This window comes from Variovorax sp. WDL1, from assembly GCF_001541225.1.
Taxonomy (GTDB): domain Bacteria; phylum Pseudomonadota; class Gammaproteobacteria; order Burkholderiales; family Burkholderiaceae_C; genus Variovorax.
On sequence record NZ_LMTS01000232.1, the window covers coordinates 410 to 16,199 of the forward strand.

Annotated in this window: 12 protein-coding genes and 8 pseudogenes; 9 read left to right on the top strand and 11 right to left on the bottom strand. The window is 67.0% G+C overall.

Annotated features, from left to right (window positions below; translation table 11 throughout):
- Positions 1-757 precede the first annotated feature (757 nt).
- The 5 genes and pseudogenes from ltrA (at position 758) to APY03_RS28030 (ending at position 5,536) form a co-directional block, all read left to right on the top strand.
- Positions 758-2,029 carry a group II intron reverse transcriptase/maturase gene (gene ltrA / locus APY03_RS28010; RefSeq protein ID WP_443082849.1) on the top strand — a complete coding sequence of 424 codons (1,272 nt, stop codon included), beginning with the start codon at positions 758-760 and terminating at the stop codon, positions 2,027-2,029.
- Between the two features lie 209 nt (positions 2,030-2,238).
- Positions 2,239-2,526: pseudogene (locus tag APY03_RS28015) on the top strand (CoA transferase); the annotation flags it as partial.
- Between the two features lie 44 nt (positions 2,527-2,570).
- Positions 2,571-3,955, top strand: a pseudogene (locus APY03_RS45415) (MmgE/PrpD family protein).
- Between the two features lie 149 nt (positions 3,956-4,104).
- Positions 4,105-4,881, top strand: a pseudogene (locus tag APY03_RS45740) (LysR substrate-binding domain-containing protein); the annotation flags it as partial.
- Positions 4,882-5,053: 172 nt separating this feature from the next.
- Positions 5,054-5,536: a MarR family winged helix-turn-helix transcriptional regulator gene (locus tag APY03_RS28030; RefSeq protein ID WP_198161316.1), complete on the top strand. Its 483-nt coding sequence runs from the start codon at positions 5,054-5,056 to the stop codon at positions 5,534-5,536.
- 30 nt (positions 5,537-5,566) lie between these two features.
- Here the strand turns inward: APY03_RS28030 and APY03_RS28035 are convergent.
- The 8 genes and pseudogenes from APY03_RS28035 to APY03_RS28060 form a co-directional block, all read right to left on the bottom strand.
- A pseudogene (locus APY03_RS28035) lies at positions 5,567-6,228 on the bottom strand (3-oxoacid CoA-transferase subunit B).
- A pseudogene (locus APY03_RS40700) lies at positions 6,225-6,655 on the bottom strand (CoA-transferase). Before APY03_RS40700 ends, APY03_RS28035 begins: the two co-directional pseudogenes overlap by 4 nt.
- Before the next feature lies 1 nt (position 6,656).
- Positions 6,657-7,208: pseudogene (locus APY03_RS42780) on the bottom strand (enoyl-CoA hydratase-related protein); the annotation flags it as partial.
- 70 nt (positions 7,209-7,278) lie between these two features.
- Positions 7,279-7,514 (bottom strand): annotated as a pseudogene (locus APY03_RS44665) (3-hydroxyacyl-CoA dehydrogenase); the annotation flags it as partial.
- A 20-nt stretch (positions 7,515-7,534) separates the two neighbouring features.
- Positions 7,535-8,923, bottom strand: coding sequence for a phenylacetate--CoA ligase family protein (locus APY03_RS28045; RefSeq protein ID WP_068682093.1), 1,389 nt, complete (start codon positions 8,921-8,923; stop codon positions 7,535-7,537).
- 10 nt (positions 8,924-8,933) lie between these two features.
- Positions 8,934-9,374 carry a MaoC family dehydratase gene (locus APY03_RS28050; protein ID WP_068682095.1) on the bottom strand — a complete coding sequence of 147 codons (441 nt, stop codon included), beginning with the start codon at positions 9,372-9,374 and terminating at the stop codon, positions 8,934-8,936.
- Complete coding sequence (locus APY03_RS28055) at positions 9,371-9,820, bottom strand: FAS1-like dehydratase domain-containing protein (RefSeq protein WP_068682097.1); 450 nt, start codon at positions 9,818-9,820, stop codon at positions 9,371-9,373. The genes APY03_RS28050 and APY03_RS28055 overlap by 4 nt, the downstream gene beginning before the upstream one ends.
- A complete protein-coding gene (locus APY03_RS28060; RefSeq protein ID WP_068682099.1) occupies positions 9,817-10,953 on the bottom strand; it encodes a thiolase family protein in 1,137 nt (378 codons plus the stop codon). The genes APY03_RS28055 and APY03_RS28060 overlap by 4 nt, the downstream gene beginning before the upstream one ends.
- Positions 10,954-11,117: 164 nt before the next feature.
- Between APY03_RS28060 and APY03_RS28065 the strand changes: the two genes are divergently transcribed.
- The 4 genes and pseudogenes from APY03_RS28065 to APY03_RS28080 form a co-directional block, all read left to right on the top strand.
- Positions 11,118-12,239, top strand: coding sequence for a Phenylacetic acid catabolic protein (locus APY03_RS28065; RefSeq protein WP_068682101.1), 1,122 nt, complete (start codon positions 11,118-11,120; stop codon positions 12,237-12,239).
- A gap of 12 nt (positions 12,240-12,251) precedes the next feature.
- Positions 12,252-12,932, top strand: a complete 681-nt coding sequence (locus APY03_RS28070; protein WP_068682103.1) for an SDR family NAD(P)-dependent oxidoreductase — start codon at positions 12,252-12,254, stop codon at positions 12,930-12,932.
- A gap of 79 nt (positions 12,933-13,011) precedes the next feature.
- Positions 13,012-13,398 carry a Zn-ribbon domain-containing OB-fold protein gene (locus tag APY03_RS28075; protein WP_068682105.1) on the top strand — a complete coding sequence of 129 codons (387 nt, stop codon included), beginning with the start codon at positions 13,012-13,014 and terminating at the stop codon, positions 13,396-13,398.
- Positions 13,395-14,231, top strand: a pseudogene (locus APY03_RS28080) (thiolase domain-containing protein); the annotation flags it as partial. The gene APY03_RS28075 and the pseudogene APY03_RS28080, both read left to right, overlap by 4 nt.
- A gap of 56 nt (positions 14,232-14,287) precedes the next feature.
- Here APY03_RS28080 and APY03_RS45745 read toward each other — a convergent pair.
- From APY03_RS45745 to APY03_RS28090, 3 genes are all read right to left on the bottom strand, one after another.
- Positions 14,288-14,812: an FAD-binding protein gene (locus APY03_RS45745; RefSeq protein ID WP_146039725.1), complete on the bottom strand. Its 525-nt coding sequence runs from the start codon at positions 14,810-14,812 to the stop codon at positions 14,288-14,290.
- Positions 14,813-14,865: 53 nt separating this feature from the next.
- A complete protein-coding gene (locus APY03_RS28085; RefSeq protein ID WP_068682107.1) occupies positions 14,866-15,165 on the bottom strand; it encodes an NAD(P)H-dependent oxidoreductase in 300 nt (99 codons plus the stop codon).
- Between the two features lie 120 nt (positions 15,166-15,285).
- On the bottom strand, positions 15,286-15,790 hold a 505-nt coding region (locus APY03_RS28090; RefSeq protein WP_198161317.1), incomplete at its 5' end, for a FadR/GntR family transcriptional regulator.

A 15,790-nucleotide genomic window follows, 5' to 3' on the forward strand; every position in this document is an offset into this window, starting at 1 on the left:
TCAATCCATTTCGGGGCCTCGGTCTGAAAGTGCTTCCACTTTGGCACTCGATGCCGTCGACTGCGAGGCCCCCTTCATTCACCCCCCAGCACTTCGTAGTCGGTCAGCAGTTGGGAGGCGTCCATACCATCTCCGTGAGCCGGTCAAAACCGACGAGATGTTGTGAATGAAAGAGTCATACGTTAGCCAGCTACGGCGGCCCCGAGTCATGCGTCATCACCCGCGAGGGTGAGGGCGAAGCGTTGACAGGGGTACGCGCAGGCCGGGTATCGAGCCGCGTAATCCATGCCCCGCGACTTCGGTCGCGGGAAGTCCGGGGTGCCGAGGATGTGGAGACATTCCGAAGACCACACCGGAGCTGCCGCAATGGCTTGGCAGCTTCGGACCCCGCGCGGTCACAGACCCCGCGCATGCGCGGAAACATCTCGCACGGGAACCGGGAGATCCCGCGACCTTCTGCGCCCCGCCGGGAGGCGACAGCGGCGGCAGAGCGCATCGTGAAGCCCGAGGGCATACGACGATGAGCCACGGACGCGGGAAGTCGGATCGCGGCGTAGTACCGAAGAAACTGCCGAACAAGGCTGCGGGTGCAATCCCCGTGGCGGCGGAGGCGGTGGAGGGAAGGCTGCGAGCCAAGGGAAATGCCGTTCAGCAGCGCATGTCCCGCAGATCGATGCGGGCCTATGGCATGCAAACCGCGCTGGACGGTATACGACAGACGGCAAGAGGCCGTCCGGGAGCGAAGTTCACGACCCTGATGAACCACATCTACCAACCCGAGCGGCTCCAGGCGGCCTACTTCGCGCTCAAGCGCGATGCCGCCGCCGGAGTCGATGGCCAGACCTGGGCCAGCTATGGACAGGACTTGCAGGCCAACCTGCTGGACCTGTCGTACCGGCTGGGACGAGGTGGCTATCGACCCCAGCCTGTGAAGAGGGCGTACATCGATAAGGCCGACGGCAGCAAACGCCCGCTGGGCGTGCGGGTGCTGGAGGACAAGATCGTCCAGCGCGCCACCGTCGAAGTGCTCAACGCCATCTACGAGCAGGACTTCAAGGGCTTCAGCTACGGGTTCAGGCCCGGCAAGAGTGCGCACAACGCGCTCGACGCCGTGGCGGTGGGAGTGACGTTCAGGAAAGTGAACTGGATCCTCGATGCGGACATCAGCAAGTTCTTCGACACCATCGAATGGGGCTGGCTGGTGAAGTTCATCGAGAACCGCGTGGCTGACGCGCGCGTGGTGCGGCTGATCAAGAAATGGCTGCACGCGGGCGTGCTGGAAGACGGGCAGGTCCGGCGCAATGACATAGGGACGGTCCAGGGCGGCAGCATCAGTCCGCTGCTCGCGAACATCTACCTGCACTACGCGCTGGACCTGTGGAGTGAGCAGTGGCGAAGACGTTGCGCCCGAGGCGACATGGTCATCGTGCGCTATGCCGATGACTGGGTCGCCGGCTTCGAGAATCGCGGCGAGGCCGAGCGCTTCGAGCGTGAGGTGAGCCAGCGGCTCAAGAGCTTCGGGCTGGCGCTCAACGCCACCAAGACGCGGCTGATCGAGTTCGGGCGCTTCGCCCGCGAGAACCGACGCGGCCGGGGGCAGGGTAAGCCCGAGACCTTTGACTTCCTGGGCTTCACGCACTGCTGTGGCACCACCAGGAAGGGCAAGTTCATGGTCCTGAGGCTGACCAGCAGCAAGCGACTGCGTGCCAAGCTGCACGCAGTCAAGGACGAGTTGCGAAGGCGTATGCACCGGCCCATTGCCGAGCAGGGCGAGTACCTGCGGGCGGTGGTGGGAGGCCATGCGCGCTACTTCGGCGTGCCCTGCAACGGGGTACGCATCCAGGCCTTCCGCTTCCAGGTTGCCCGGCTGTGGCATCGCACGCTGTGTCGCCGCAGCCAGGGCAAGCAGGTCGCATGGAAGCGCATGCACAAGCTCGTCGCCCACTGGTTGCCTGCCCCACGCATCTACCATCCGTACCCGAGCCAGCGTCTGATCGTCACGACCCAAGGCAGGAGCCGTATGCGGTAGCTCCGCACGTACGGATCTGTGGAGGGGGTGTTGGGTGACTGGCATTCGTACTCCGACATTCAATGTTGTGGCGATGCGAGGCTTGTGGGGCATCGTGGCCCATCTCAAGGTCGCCGGACAGTACAAGAATCGCGAACACCCTGTTTGCCAGAACAAATTGCGCGAGTCAAGTATCATGGACATTGTGGGCCCGCATCTTATGCGTGCCCATGATCACTCTCCCTCTTGACGGAATCAAAGTTCTCTCTCTAGAACACGCTGTCGCCGCTCCGCTGTGCACGCGCCACCTTGCAGATCAAGGCGCGCGCGTCATCGAGATCGAGCGCACCGAGGGGGATGATTTCGCGCGCCGTTGCGATGAGCGCGTGCCGGGCCAGTCTTCGTACTTCGGTGGGGCCAATCGGTCGAAGGAAAGCGTCACCCTGGACCTGAAGCACCCGAACGCCCGCCCGTTGCCGGACGGCCAGGCCGCGGGTGCGGGGGTCGTCGTGCAGAACGGCTTCGACCTGGCGTGCCGCGTCCCTCTTGATGAAGTCCTTGCTTGACCGATCGTCCCGGAGAACAGCTGGCGGCGTTCGCGGCCGAGCTTGCGTTCGACACGATTCCCGATGCCGCGGTGCGGCGCGCGGAAGACCTGTTCCTCGACTGGAGCGGCTCCGTGCTGGCGGGGCGCAACGCGCCGCCGGTGCGGGCCATTCTGGACGTGGCGCGTGCCATCGCGCCTGCCGGCGGCCAGGCCGAGATCCTGATCAACCGCGGCAGCAGCTCGCCCGCGTTCGCGGCGTTGGTGAATGCGGCGGCATCGCATGTGGGCGAGTAGGACGACGTTCACAACGGCTCGGTGTTCCACCCCGGCTGCCGTCGTGTTCCCGCCGGCGCTCGCGCTGGCGCAGTCACTGGGCGCGTCGGGCAAGGACTTGATGACGGCAGCGGTGGCGGCAGCGGTGGCGGTGGCGGGCTACGAGGTCGGCATCCGCGTGAGCGAGTTTCTCGGGCGCTCGCACTACCGCTTCTTCCACACGATGGCCACGGCCGGCACGGTGGCTGCGGCAGCGACGGCGGGGCGCCTGCTGCGCCTCGATGCCGGACAGATGCTGCATGCATTCGGTTCCGCCGGCACGCAGGCGGCCGGCTTGTGGGAGTTCCTGCGCGATGCGGCGGACAGCAAGCAGCTGCACACCGCCAAGGCCGCGTTCGACGGGATGCTGGCGGCGATGCTGGCCCAGCGTGGCTTCACCGGTGCGTCACGCATTCTGGAAGGCGAGCAAGGCATGGCCGCCGGCATGTCGACGGACGCCGATCCCCGTCGCCGCACGGACGGCCTCGCAACGCGCTGGGCGCTGGCGGAGACCTCGTTCAAGTTCCACGCGTCATGCCGCCACACGCATCCGGCCGCAGATGCGCTGCAGGCCTTGATGCGCCAGCACGGCCTGAAGTTCGCGGATCTGCAGGATGTCACGGCGCAAGTGCACCAGGGCGCGCTGGATGTGCTCGGCCCGGTGACAGACCCTGGCACGGTGCACCAGAGCAAGTTTTCAATGGGCACATTGCTGGGCTTGAGTGCGGTGTTCGACCGTGCGGGGCTGCAGGAATTCGACGCGCATTTCCAGGAGCCGGGCGTGGTGGCGGTGCGCAACCGCGTGCGCATGGTGCTGGACGCGGAGGTGGAGCGCGAATACCCGAAGCGCTTGATCAGAAAAGTGATGGTGACCACGCACGACGGTCGCACCCTGCGAGCGCGCGTCGACGAACCCAAAGGCGACCCGGGCAACACGCTCAGCCGCCAGGAACTCGAATACAAGGCGCGCCAGCTCCGCGGCGTATGGCGACGGGACTTCCGTGTCGGAGATGGACGCGCTGGTGAATACCGCATGGCGAATGGCCGATCTGCCGAAAGTGGGGCGCCTGCTGCCTTCGGCGGCCTGAGCGCACGCGCGGGTGCGTGCATTCGACGCGCAAGTACCTCGGCGTGCAGGCGATGGGGCCTGCCGGGGCATAATCTGCCGTCTTGGACACCCGCATCCCATCGCGCCCCGTGCATTTCGACCTGACCGACCTGCGCTTGTTCGTCATCGTTGCCGAAGAGCGCAACTTGCGCCGCGGCGCGGAGCGCGCATGCTTGTTTTGCCGCGGCCAGCCTTCGGATCAATCAGCTCGAAGAAAGCGTCGGCACCAAGCTCCTGCACCGCAAGCCCCAGGGCGTGGAGCTCAATCCCGCCGTCGAGGCCATGCTGCATCACGCGCGGCGGGTGCTGATGGAGGTCGACCACCTGCGATCCGAGATCACGGAGTTCTCGGCCGGCACGAAGGGCCATGTGCGGATCTTTGCGAACACGACGTCGATCTCGGGTGCGCTGCCTGTGGCCTTGGCCGGTTTTCTGGCGAGCCACCCCGGGGCGAGCGTCGACCTGCATGAGCGGCTCAGCGAGGAGATCGTGATGGCCATCCGAGCGTCGCTGGCCGACATAGGGCTGGTGGCCGGCAGCGTCGACACGACCGACCTGGACGTGCGCGACTTAGTCGGCGACGAGCTGGTTCTGGTGGTGCCGCATGGCTATGCGCTCGCCGGGCGCGACGTCATCCCTTCGTCGAGACACTGGACGAGCCGCACATCTCGCTCGCCGAAGGCAGCGCGTTGGCGGGCTTCCTGCCGCCGCTGGCGCGTGCCGCGAGCCGGCAGCTGGTGTTTCGCGTTCAGGTGGGGAGCGTCGAATCGATCTGCCTGCCGGGTGGAGGCCGGGGTGGTGGGCATCATTCCCAAGACGTCGGCGCTGCGGTATCAGAAGACGATGCGCTTGAAGGTCGTGCATCTGACCGATGCCTGGGCACCGCGCCAGATCAAGATCGTCAGCGCGCGCCATGCGCCATTGCCCCGTATGGCGTCTGCCTTGCTCGAGCATCTTGCGCAGGTCCGAGAGACCGGCGCCGCCCAAGTAGCTTGCGCCGATCAAATATACTTGCGTCTCATTCGCATTGGAGCCTTGCATGCCGATCGTTTCGGACCTGATTCAGCACGATGCCGGCATGCCCGGCCTGCAACAGTTGCTGTCGTACCGACTCTCCGTGGTGTCCAGCCTGCTCTCGCGGGCGCAGTTGAAGCGGTTCGGCCCGCTCTCCGACCTCACCGGCCCCGAGTGGCGCGTACTCGTGCTGGTTCACACGTACGCCCCGCTGTCCGTGAAAGCACTGTCCAAACAGGCCGGGATCGACTTCGGACAGGCGAGCCGGCTGGTGAGCCGCATGTGCGAACTCGGCCATGTGGTGAAGACCCCCACCGACGACGGCCGCCAGGTGAACCTGCTGCTGACGCCCTCGGGCAAGGCCCTGCAGCGCAAGCTGTGGACGGCAGCGATGGCCTGCAACAACACGTTCCTGTCGGTGCTGACCAACGCTCAGAAAGACGCGCTGTTCACGGGGCTGGATGCATTGGCCAGCGCCTTGAAGGCCGATCTGGCGCGAGAAGAAAGCCCGCCTCGCCGCAGCGCTCGCCCCGCCGGCAAGCGGTGAGCCGGGACGGACGCCCGGGGCGCGCGGGGTTCACCGCGTGCCGACGTTGGAAGACGGCTCGCGCAAGGGCACGCCGGCGAGTGCCGAGAGTTCGGCCAGCGTGAGGCCTTCCACGCGGTCGAGCACCACCAAGCCTTGTGGCGTGACCTCGATCACCGCGAGGTCGGTGTAGACGCGGCTGACGCACTCGGCGCCGGTCAGTGCGTAGGTGCAGCGTTCGGCGATCTTGCTCTGCCCGCTCTTGGTGAGCAGCTCGATCATCACGTAGGTGCGCCGCGCGCCGCTGGCCAGGTCCATCGCCCCACCCACGGCGGGGATCGCATCGGCCTCGCCCGTGTGCCAGTTGGCGAGGTCACCGCGCACCGACACCTGGAAGGCGCCGAGCACGCAGATGTCGACGTGGCCGCCGCGCATCATCGCGAAGCTGTCCGCGTGGTGGAAGTACGAGCCGCCCGGGCGCGCAGGGAGACGGGCTCCTTGCTGGCGTTGATGAGGTCGTAGTCCGGCGTTTCGCCCGCCGGCAGTGCGGTGATGCCGAGCACGCCGTTCTCGCTGTGCAGCAGCACCTCTCGCTCGGCGGGCACATGCCGCGCCACGGTGGTGGGCAGGCCGATGCCGAGGTTGACGGTCGAGCCGCTGGGAATGTTGCGCGCCACGAGACGCGCCATCTCTTCACGGGACCAGCGCTTCATGGAGCTTCCTTTCGAAATCTGGCGCCGGCGGTCTGCACCTGCGCGACCGGCACGACACGCTGGACATACAGGCCCGGCGTGACGACATGCTCGGGATCGATCTCGCCGAGACTCGGCCACACGGTGGACCGTGGCCACCGTGATGCGCGCTGCCGTGGCCATGATGGGCCCGAAGTTGCGCGCGGTCTTGCGGTACAGCAGGTCGCCCCAGCGGTCGCCGCATTCGGCGCGGATGAGGGCGTAGTCGGGGTGCAGCGCGTGCTCGTTGTTGTTGACGATCGTGAGCTCGCGCGCGCCTTGCGCCAGCAAGGGCGTCGATCAGCTCCGGCGGCAGCCCGGCGGTGCCGAAGCCGCCGATCATGACCGTGGCGCCATCGGGCACGTCGTGCAACGCCGTTTCCGGCGATGCCATCAGTTTGTTGATCACTTCAGTCTCCCGGGGGCTGGAAGCGCGGCGCGCGCTTTTCGAGGAATGCGGAGATCGCCTCGCCCGAGTCTGCATGTGCGAGGCAATCCAGGAAGGATTCCTTCTTGGCCTGCCGTTGCGCCATCAGGTCCGACCCGTTGCGGGCGCCTCGGAGCAGGGCCTTGATGCGCGCGACCGCGTGGGGAGAGCGCAGCTGGAACTGCGCAGCGAGCGACAACGCGGCTTCGAGCGCGTGGCCGTCGGTGGTGATTTCGTTGACCAGGCCCAGCGCGTGCATGCGGGACACCGGCCACCCCGTGCCTTCGAGCAGCAGTTCGGCAGCAGCCTGGCGCGGCATGTGGTGCGCCGCCCACCAGTTGCCCCCGGCATCGGGGGACAGCCCCACACGCACATGCGACATCGCGAAGCGCGAGGACGCGCCGGCCACGACCAGGTCGCAGCCCAGAACCAGCGAGAGGCCGGCTCCGGCCGCGGCCTCTTCGACGGCTGCGATCACCAGCACGTCGCTGTCGGCGATGGCCTGCACCACGCGGTGGATGCCATCCAGCGATTCGGCCTGCTTTCGAGCGGGCGCTGCCGCGCTTCCAGCAGGCCCTGCCGCCTGCGCTGAAGTGTCGCCGGCTGCGCGCGGCGCTCGTGGCGTCGGACACGCTGTCGCAGCTGGCCGCGGCGTTCCCGCCCGCGGCGCGGAGGTCGCACACGACGGCTTGTGCGGGGCCGTCGCTGCCGTCGCCGTCGCCGCTGAGGCTGGCGCCGATGTCGTTGACGACGCCTTCACGGGCTGCCGCCAGTGCAATGTCGCGGCCGATGCCGCCCCGGCACCGGTGACGATGACCACCTTGCCTCCAGCAACTGCGATGTCTATTCCATTCTTCTTTCCTATGCGGCGGCGGCCTGGCCAGGCGAGGCGCCGGCCAGTGCGAGGCGTGCCGAGCGATCGTCGCGCCATCGCCGCTGCTTCAGCTCGAAACGCTGCACCGTGCCGTGCGGAACGATCTCCACGTCCATGGCGATGTGGAATTCGCGCTTGAGGCTCGCGGCCAGCGTGCTGGCGACGTTCGCAGCATCGGCATCCGCGCGGATCTCGACCCGAAGCGCCACGCACTCCTTGCCGCGCGCATCGAGCAGCACTGCGCCGTTGAATTCGTCGACGCCGGGTATGGCGAGGATGTGCGCGTCGAGCTCATGCGTCCAGAGGTTGACGCCCTTGATGCGCAGCATGTCGTCGTAGCGGGCGACCGTGCCGGTTTCCAGCGCAGTGAGCTGCATGCCGCATCGACACTGGCCGATGCCCATGTAGCGCACGCGGTCGCCCATGCGGTAGCGCAGCACGGGCGAGGCCTGCCGCCACAGTTGCGTGAGGGTGAGCTCGCCTTCTTCACCGGGCTTGACGTGTTCGCCGGTGTTCGGGTCCAGCACCTCGGTCACGAAGGCATGGTCGTAGCAGTGCATCACGCCGCGCTGGTTGCCATTGAGCACGCCGTGTTCGCAGGTGCCCGCGGTCACGGCGCCGGCCTGGCTGCAGCCGAACACCTCGTGCATCTTGGCGCCGAAGAATTCTTCGATGGCCGCGGCGAACTCGATCGGGTAGGCGCCGCCGGAGACGAACAGGAACTTCATGCCGCGCCCGGTCTTCGGGTCGATGCCGGCGCTGCGCAGCGCGTCGATGAAGCGCAGGCTATAGGCATACGGCAGCTTCAGGATGTTGGGGCGGAAGCGGGCGAACGTGGCCACGCGTTCTTCCGTCGTGTTCGGGCCTACGCGCAGCACCGCCAGGCCGATGCGCTCCCACGCTTTCACGTTCAGCGGCGGCGAGGTGAGCATGCCCAGGTGGCTGACCATCATCGCGATGTCGCCGGCCCGCGCGCCTTTCCAGTACTGGTCCATCGCATAGAGGTCGGTCGTGAACGCCAAGTCGTCGGCGCTGTAAGCGTAGACCTCCGGTGCGTTGCCGGAGGTGCCGCCGCTGGTCATGATGTCCCGGATCTCCGCCGGGTCGATGCCCAGCCGGTGGCCGAAGGGCGGCGCGGCGTTGAGGTCGGCCAGCACGTCGGCCTTGCCCATGGTGGGGATCCGGCGGATGTCGTCGACCGAGCGGATGCTGTCTGCGCTCACGCCTGCGGCGCGCAGCCGCGGGCCGTGGAACGGGTTGGCTTCGAGCCGGCCGATCTGCGTGCGCAGGTTGTTTAGCTGGAGGGCTTTGACCTCATCGGCGCTCAGGGTCCGCAGGCGGTTCCAGCGATCGATGTCGGCAGGTGTTGCAGTCATGTGTCGTCTTTTAGATTTCTTCTGATTCGGCGTGCCACGAGCGGGCCCGTCCGCGGGTGCGTGGCTTGCCATCCGGTCCGAGGGCGGTCAGCGACCATTCGAGCTCCACGCCGCCTTCGCGTTCGGCGTGGCCTTCCATCCGCAGTTCGAGCGTCAGTTCGTCGCCGGGGAACACGAGGCCGACAAAGTCGCCGGACAGCGCGCGCAGCCGCTCCAAGCCCACTTCGGCCACCAGCATGCGCGAGAGATAGCCGAGCGGCAACATGCCTTGCCCGATGACGGTCTTGAACCCCGCTTCCTTGGCGAAGGGCTCGTCCACGTGAATGGGGTTCAGGTCATAACTGGCCACCATGTACCAGGCGATCTCGACGCGCGTGAGGGGCTTTTCCTGAGCGGAGGACACCAGCGTGCCCGGCGCGATGGCCCGTGCCTGCGTGGCGGTTCGGATCATGCCTGCTCCTTCGCCGCGCCCAGGCGCTGTGCCACGCGGTTGCGCACGACCGCGACTTCCGCGCCGTCGCGGCTGAAGCGCGTCTCCAACGTCAGGAAGCGCACGGTGCCGTTGCGGCCTTGCTTGTCGGTGACGTCGGTCAATGTGGTCTGCCCGGTCAGCCTGTCGCCCACGAACAGCGGGGCGAGGTACTCGTATTCCTGCCCGGCGTGCAATGCCTGGCGGCGCGAGATGCCGAGCACGTCCACCGGGTTGCGCCCGGTCACCAGGGTCTGGATGCTGCTGTTGAGGAAGGTCGGCGGCACCGGCGTGCGCGCGCCCGGGCGGTACTGCGGGTCAGTGTCGCGCAGGGCGAAGCAGAGTTCGTCGACCTTGGCCTGGTCGATTATGAAGGTGAAGCTGTCAAAGCGCCGGCCGCTCTGCGGGGCGGGTATCGATGTACTCATGCGGTCTGGAAAATGTGAACGAGGCAGGCGTTCGAGTCGAGTTCCGAGACGTTGCCGCCCATGATGTGCGCGAGCGCCGTCTTGGCGTTGGCGATCTGGCGCGGCCCGGCACGGCCGCGCAGCTGCGTCGCAATCTCGTGGATCTGCGCAAGCCCTGACGCCCCCATCGGATGCCCGCGCGACAGCAGCCCACCGCTCGGATTGATTACCACGCCGTTGCCGCCGATCGATGCACGGCCCGCGGCGATGTAGGCCCCGCCTTCGCCGGCCGCGCACAGGCCCAGGTCTTCGCAATGCGTGATCTCGGCGATGGTGGATGCGTCGTGGACTTCAATCAGCTGGAGGTCTTGCGGGCCGAGCCCGGCTTGCGCATAGGCGGCCTGGCCGGCGCGCCGCACCGCATCCCACCGCGAATCGCTGTGGTCGCGGCGGCGGCCCGACACCATCGCCGACGCGAGGATGCGGATCGGCGCCAGGCCGCTGCCGGCCGGGGGCGGGTCGGCGGAGAGGATCACGGCCGCCGCGCCATCCACGTTCGGGCAGCACTGCGAGCGCGTCAGCGGGTCGGCGATCGACGGAGTGGCCAGCACGGCATCCACCGTGGTGGGCTCGCGGAAATGCGCGAGCGGGTTGTGGACCGCATGCCGGCGGCTCTTGACGGTCACCGAGGCCAGCTGCTCGCGTGTCAAGCCGTAATGGTCCATGTGGCGGCGCGCCTTCAGGGCATACGCGCTGGCGAAGGTGGCGCCGAAGTAGCCGGAGATGTCTTCCTCGGGCGGGCCCAGGGCGCTGGAATCCATGCGCGTGAGGGTCTCCACCCCGAACACCAGAGCGGTACGGCAGAAGCCGGCCTCGATCCAGGCGAGGGCTTCGCGCAGCGCGGTGCCGCCGCTGGCGCAGGCGTTCTCCACGTTCACCATGGGCTTGCCCATCAGCGGCGTGTTGAGCAGCAGGCGCTGCGACAGCCCGCCGTGCAGATAGAACGAGCCGCCGAAGACGGCGTCGACCGAATCCCAGGTGGCGCCGGAGTCCCGCAGGGCGGTCTGCACGGCTTCGAGAACCAGGGATTCCGGCGTGCGCTCAGTCTGGCGCGTGAAACGCGTCATGCCGGTGCCAAGGAGAGTTGTGCGCATCGTGAGGTCCTGATGGTGACAGCGCCAAGTGGAGCGCAGATAATTGCGCCGGTCAAGTAGCCAGTCAAGTAAGTAGAAGTCCCGAAGAAAATATGCTTGACTTGTGCAAGTATCTACGATCCACTATGAGCCTTCAAGACATCAACACAGGAGCCTCGAGTATCATGTTTGCGATCGATAAGCGCGTTGCCCAGATGGTCTGGTATCCGGCACCGGACGTTATCCCCCAACTCTGCTATGCGCTGGACGACGTTCCGGCCCCGCTCTGGAATGAGCAGGCTGACCTGTTTGAGCTCGCCGACGCCATCGAGCCCTACCTCACGAAGCATGGCGCCCGCAAATGGGACTTCATTTGGTCCATGGAGCGCCATTTCAGCGAGCCCTACGGCCCGCTGCCCAAGGCCCGGCAATCGTTCATGGCCGGCATTCCCGACATGTTCCTCGAGGCGCACGTCGCGGCGAACGACGTCGAAGTCAAGGCCAAGCCGTACCAGTTTGAGCCGGGCTCCAAGTTGCCCGAGGGGTATCAGGAGTGGCTGGAGAAGCTCTTCTTCGCTCACGGCGAATGCATGCTGCCGATCTTCGGTCGCGATGCCATTGGCCAGAAAAGCCAGTACTACACGATCGACGAGTTCAAGCTGGCCGTGGCACCGGACGCCGAATCGCGCCTGCGGGTGAACAACTTCACCTCGGAGGAGTACAAGCACCAGTACCAGTTCTTCCGGGTCTACAACGAGTTCGACCCGCAGATCCCGCTGCGCATCTACAAGCGCGAGCAGGAAGTGTTCCGCGCCTACCAGGACGTGCAGCCGCGCGAAGACTGGGTCGACCGCGCGCTGTTCCACATGCTGGCCGACCGCTTCGGTGTCTACCAGGGCTTCGAGTGGGTGCAGTCCTCGTATGGTCCATTGGCCCGGGTGTCGTTGCAGGTCGTGAAAGACGAGCGGGGCCATTCAAACTATGGTTACCTGCATGTGCGCGACGCCCTCGAGCGCAGCAAGGGTTCGATCCGGGCCGAGCTGCAGCAGCGCGTGGACGATTTCTTCTACCCGATGTTCATGGCGTCGTTCGGCGGCTCCAAGTCGCGCAACAACCAGATGTGGCGCCAATGGGGCCTGAAGCTGCACTCGAACGACACGCTGCGCGCGGCCTACCACGCCGAGATGCAGCTCGTGCTCGACAGCCTGGGCATGAAGGCGCCTGACATGAACGTGGCTCTGGACCGGGGCATGGCCCAATCGGCACGCAAGTCGGTTGCGTCGACGGCCGAGAAGGTCTCCAACTGAGCGGAGAACGGCATGCGCGGCGTGGCGTTGATCACCGGAGCATTCGGGGCGCTGGGGCGCGACGTGGTGCGCGTGCTGGCGCAAGATGGCTGGCAGCTGTCGTTGATCGATGCCGGTGCCGCGCCTGCCGCCGATGCAGAGCACCATGTGCTGGCGAATGTCCGCCTCGACGACTGGCAGGCTGCGCAGTCTGCGGTCGAAGCGGTGGTGGCACACTACGGTGCGGTGCACGCGGTGGTCAACCTGGCCGGTGCCTTCACGTGGGAACTGCTAGCCGAGAGCAACCCCCAGGCCTGGCGGCAGATGATGGACGCCAACCTGATGACGGCGGTGCACACCTGCCTGGCCGCCCGCCTGCACGTGCAGGCGGCCGGCACCCGCGGACGCATCGTCAACATCGGCGCCGCCGCGGCGGAGCGCGCCGCATCGGGCATGGGGGCGTACACCGCCTCCAAGGCCGCCGTGCGGCGGCTCACAGAGGCCCTGGCCGAAGAGTTGAAGCCGCATGGCGCCACCGTCAACGCGGTGTTGCCCAGCATCATCGACACGCCGGCCAATCGCCAGAGCATGGGCGATGCCGATGCCGGCCGATGGGTCTCCACCGACGCCCTAGCGCGGGTGGTGCGCTTCTTGTTGTCCGATGATGCGGCGCCGATCACTGGTGCCGGCATTCCTGTCACGGGCAGGGTCTGAGCGGAATGCGGGCGGCGTTTGTTCCGTGTGGCCCTCGCCCTGCCGGCACGTTCAGAAACCTCCTTGAAGTGAGTTCCTCATGAGCCTTCCTACCGTACTGTCGTCCAGCGTGCAGACGCAGGGCGATCGGCCCCAGCTGCTCTCCCAGTGCTGCAAAGCCTGCGGCGTCACCACCTTCCCGATCGCGGCGATGTGCTCGCGCTGTGGCCATGACTGCCTCGCGCACGTCGAACTGGCCGGTGAGGCCAAGGTGTTCTCGTGGACGGAGATCCACCGCGGCGGCGCCGGCATGAAGACCCCGTACATCGTGGCGCTGGCCGACTTCGAAAGCGGGCCCCGTCTCTTTGCCCAAGTGCGCGCCGAGCCCGCGCAGATGCGCACCGGCATGCCGCTGAAGCTTGCTTTCGGTGTGCCGCCGGCGGGTGCGCCGGCCGATGCGTACTACTTCGTTCCCTCTGCGCCATGACCATTTACCGCAAGGCCTGCATCGCAGGCGCGTTCGAACACCCTGCGCGCCTCGCGAAAGCCAAGTCGGTGGCGCAGTTGCATGCCGAGAGTGCGCGCGGCGCACTGGTCGATGCCGGCTTGACCAAAGACGACATCGACGGCTACTTCTGCGCCGGCGACGCACCGGGCATGGGCCCCCTGTCGATGATCGAGTACATGGGGCTGAACCCCCGGCACATTGACTCCAGCGAGGCCGGCGGTTCCAGCTACCTCATCCACGTCTCGCACGCGGCGCAGGCCATTGCCGCGGGGCGCTGCAACGTCGCGCTCATCACGCTCGCCGGCCGCCCGCGCAGCGAAGGCAACTCGGGCACCACGGCGCGCAACTGGGGCGACGACGCGCCCGACCGCGGCTTCGAGCTGCCGTTCGGCGCCAACACCGTGAACATGTATGCCATGGCCGCCGCGCGGCACATGCACGAATACGGCACTACCTCGGAGCAACTGGCGTGGATCAAGGTGGCCGCCTCCACCCATGCGCAGTACAACCCGAACGCGATGCTCAAGGAGGTGGTGACGGTGCGCGACGTGGTCGAGTCGCCGCTGATCGCCGACCCGCTTCACCGCATGGACTGCTGCGTCGTCACCGACGGCGGCGGCGCCCTGATCGTCACGCGCCCCGAGATCGCGCGCGAACTCAAGCGCCCGCAGATCAACATCCTCGGCGCCGCGGAAGCCTGCAAGGCGCTGGGCGGCGGCTACCCCGACCTGACCTCCTCCGCGGCGCAAGTCTCCGGCCCCGCCGCGTTCAAGGAAGCGAAGGTCACGCCCGCCGACATCCGCTATGCCTCCAAAAATGAGGAGTAACAACCCCAATTCACGAAACAAGGTTGCATTATGTCTGACAATCAGATTACGCGCGTCACGGCGTTGCTCTTTCCATGACGTCGGTATGACACGCGTTCTTTCTTGAGAGTGAACCGCCCCGGGTTTCGAGGGGGCCTATTGGCTTGAGTCAGATGACTCCGCGCCTGGTGGGGCACGAACTTCCGAAAGAACTCCTCGGACCGCGAGAACCCGCCGCTTGCAATGACCACCCCGCCGCGCGAGACGACGTCGGACAGGCCGCCGCCTCCCTCGATGGTCAGGCCCGAGACCCGTCCCGCCTCGCCTTCGCGGAGCAGGCAGACCGCCGTGCAGTCGGTGCGGATCTCGACCCCGGGAAAGTCGCGGGCCGCATTGTTGAGCGTGGCGATCTGAGGCCCGGCTCGATGGCATGGCTGCGCGCGAAGGACTGCCCCGCGCTGAGCTCGCCTTCCGAGAACGCATGGCCCACGAAGTCGACGTCGCCATGCGGATGTCGGGCAGCGACGACATGATGCGGGTCTGTATCCGGGCGCGCCAGGACGGGCGGGGCCATGGGTGGGCTTCAACGGCCGGTGCCTTCTTGGCCCTCATGACCAGGCTGTGGCCTCGACGCCGGGCTTCAGGCGGCCGGCTTCCCGGGCGTCCCAGCCGTTGAAGCGCACACAACCGGCGACGCGGCGATGGACTGCAGCCGGCGCCGGAACTGTTGAGTGTTGGCATCGACCACTTCGGCCAGTTCGCCGGAGGCACTGGGCCGCATCTCGGTCTGCACGCCGTAAAGGACCTCGGGCTTCAACACCGTCATGCCCACATGGGACAGGCTGAAGTCGAGCGGCCAGAGAAGAAGGTCGATGTCCCCGTTGCGGCCGTTGTACTGGAAGGTTTCGCTGGGCCCGCCGCCGCAGGTGACCGACAGCAACGCGCTTGCCCTTGAACAGGCCGCGGTCGTGGCGCATCGTGCTCGCGTACAGCTTGCCGTAGGACGAAGGTTCGGTCGACCCAGCCCTTTACAATAGCCGGCGCGCCCAGGCGGGGCACCTCAGCGGGCCATCTTGGCGGCGATCCTGCGGGCCGGCGCCGGCACGGCAGCCATTGGCTCGGCGTCCATGCCTTCCTGGACGATGGTCAGGTATTCGTCCATGCCCTTGGCGGCCGCCTTGGCGTCGCGCGCGCGCAGCGCCTTCAGGATGCGGCGGCGCACCGGGACCAGCTCCGGGCGAGCCTTGCGGCCGTTGCTTTCGATCACGTAGCGGATGATGTCCGCCAGCGAATCGACCAGCATCGTCAGCACTTCGTTGCGGGTGGCGTGGGCGATCAGGCCGAAGAAGCGCACGCCCTTGTCGGCGCGCCGCTGCAGGTCCTCGGTGCTCTCGATCTCGGCGATGTTGCGCTCGAGGGCGACAAAGTCCTCCTCCGTGGCGCGTTCGCAGGCCAGCTCGATCACCATCTTGTTGATCAGCCGGCGGGCCTCGGCCAGGCCAGCCAGCGACACCCGGCCCAGGAGCATCAGGTCCTGCAGCGACTGCGTGAGGAGCGCCGGATTG

What these genes read in the sequence shown, in the direction of transcription:
- ltrA (WP_443082849.1), top strand. Translation starts at nt 758, where the DNA reads ATGAACCACATCTACCAACCCGAGCGGCTCCAGGCGGCCTACTTCGCG.
- APY03_RS28030 (WP_198161316.1), top strand. Translation starts at nt 5,054, where the DNA reads ATGCCCGGCCTGCAACAGTTGCTGTCGTACCGACTCTCCGTGGTGTCC.
- APY03_RS28045 (WP_068682093.1), bottom strand. Translation starts at nt 8,923, where the DNA reads ATGACTGCAACACCTGCCGACATCGATCGCTGGAACCGCCTGCGGACC.
- APY03_RS28050 (WP_068682095.1), bottom strand. Translation starts at nt 9,374, where the DNA reads ATGATCCGAACCGCCACGCAGGCACGGGCCATCGCGCCGGGCACGCTG.
- APY03_RS28055 (WP_068682097.1), bottom strand. Translation starts at nt 9,820, where the DNA reads ATGAGTACATCGATACCCGCCCCGCAGAGCGGCCGGCGCTTTGACAGC.
- APY03_RS28060 (WP_068682099.1), bottom strand. Translation starts at nt 10,953, where the DNA reads ATGCGCACAACTCTCCTTGGCACCGGCATGACGCGTTTCACGCGCCAG.
- APY03_RS28065 (WP_068682101.1), top strand. Translation starts at nt 11,118, where the DNA reads ATGTTTGCGATCGATAAGCGCGTTGCCCAGATGGTCTGGTATCCGGCA.
- APY03_RS28070 (WP_068682103.1), top strand. Translation starts at nt 12,252, where the DNA reads ATGCGCGGCGTGGCGTTGATCACCGGAGCATTCGGGGCGCTGGGGCGC.
- APY03_RS28075 (WP_068682105.1), top strand. Translation starts at nt 13,012, where the DNA reads ATGAGCCTTCCTACCGTACTGTCGTCCAGCGTGCAGACGCAGGGCGAT.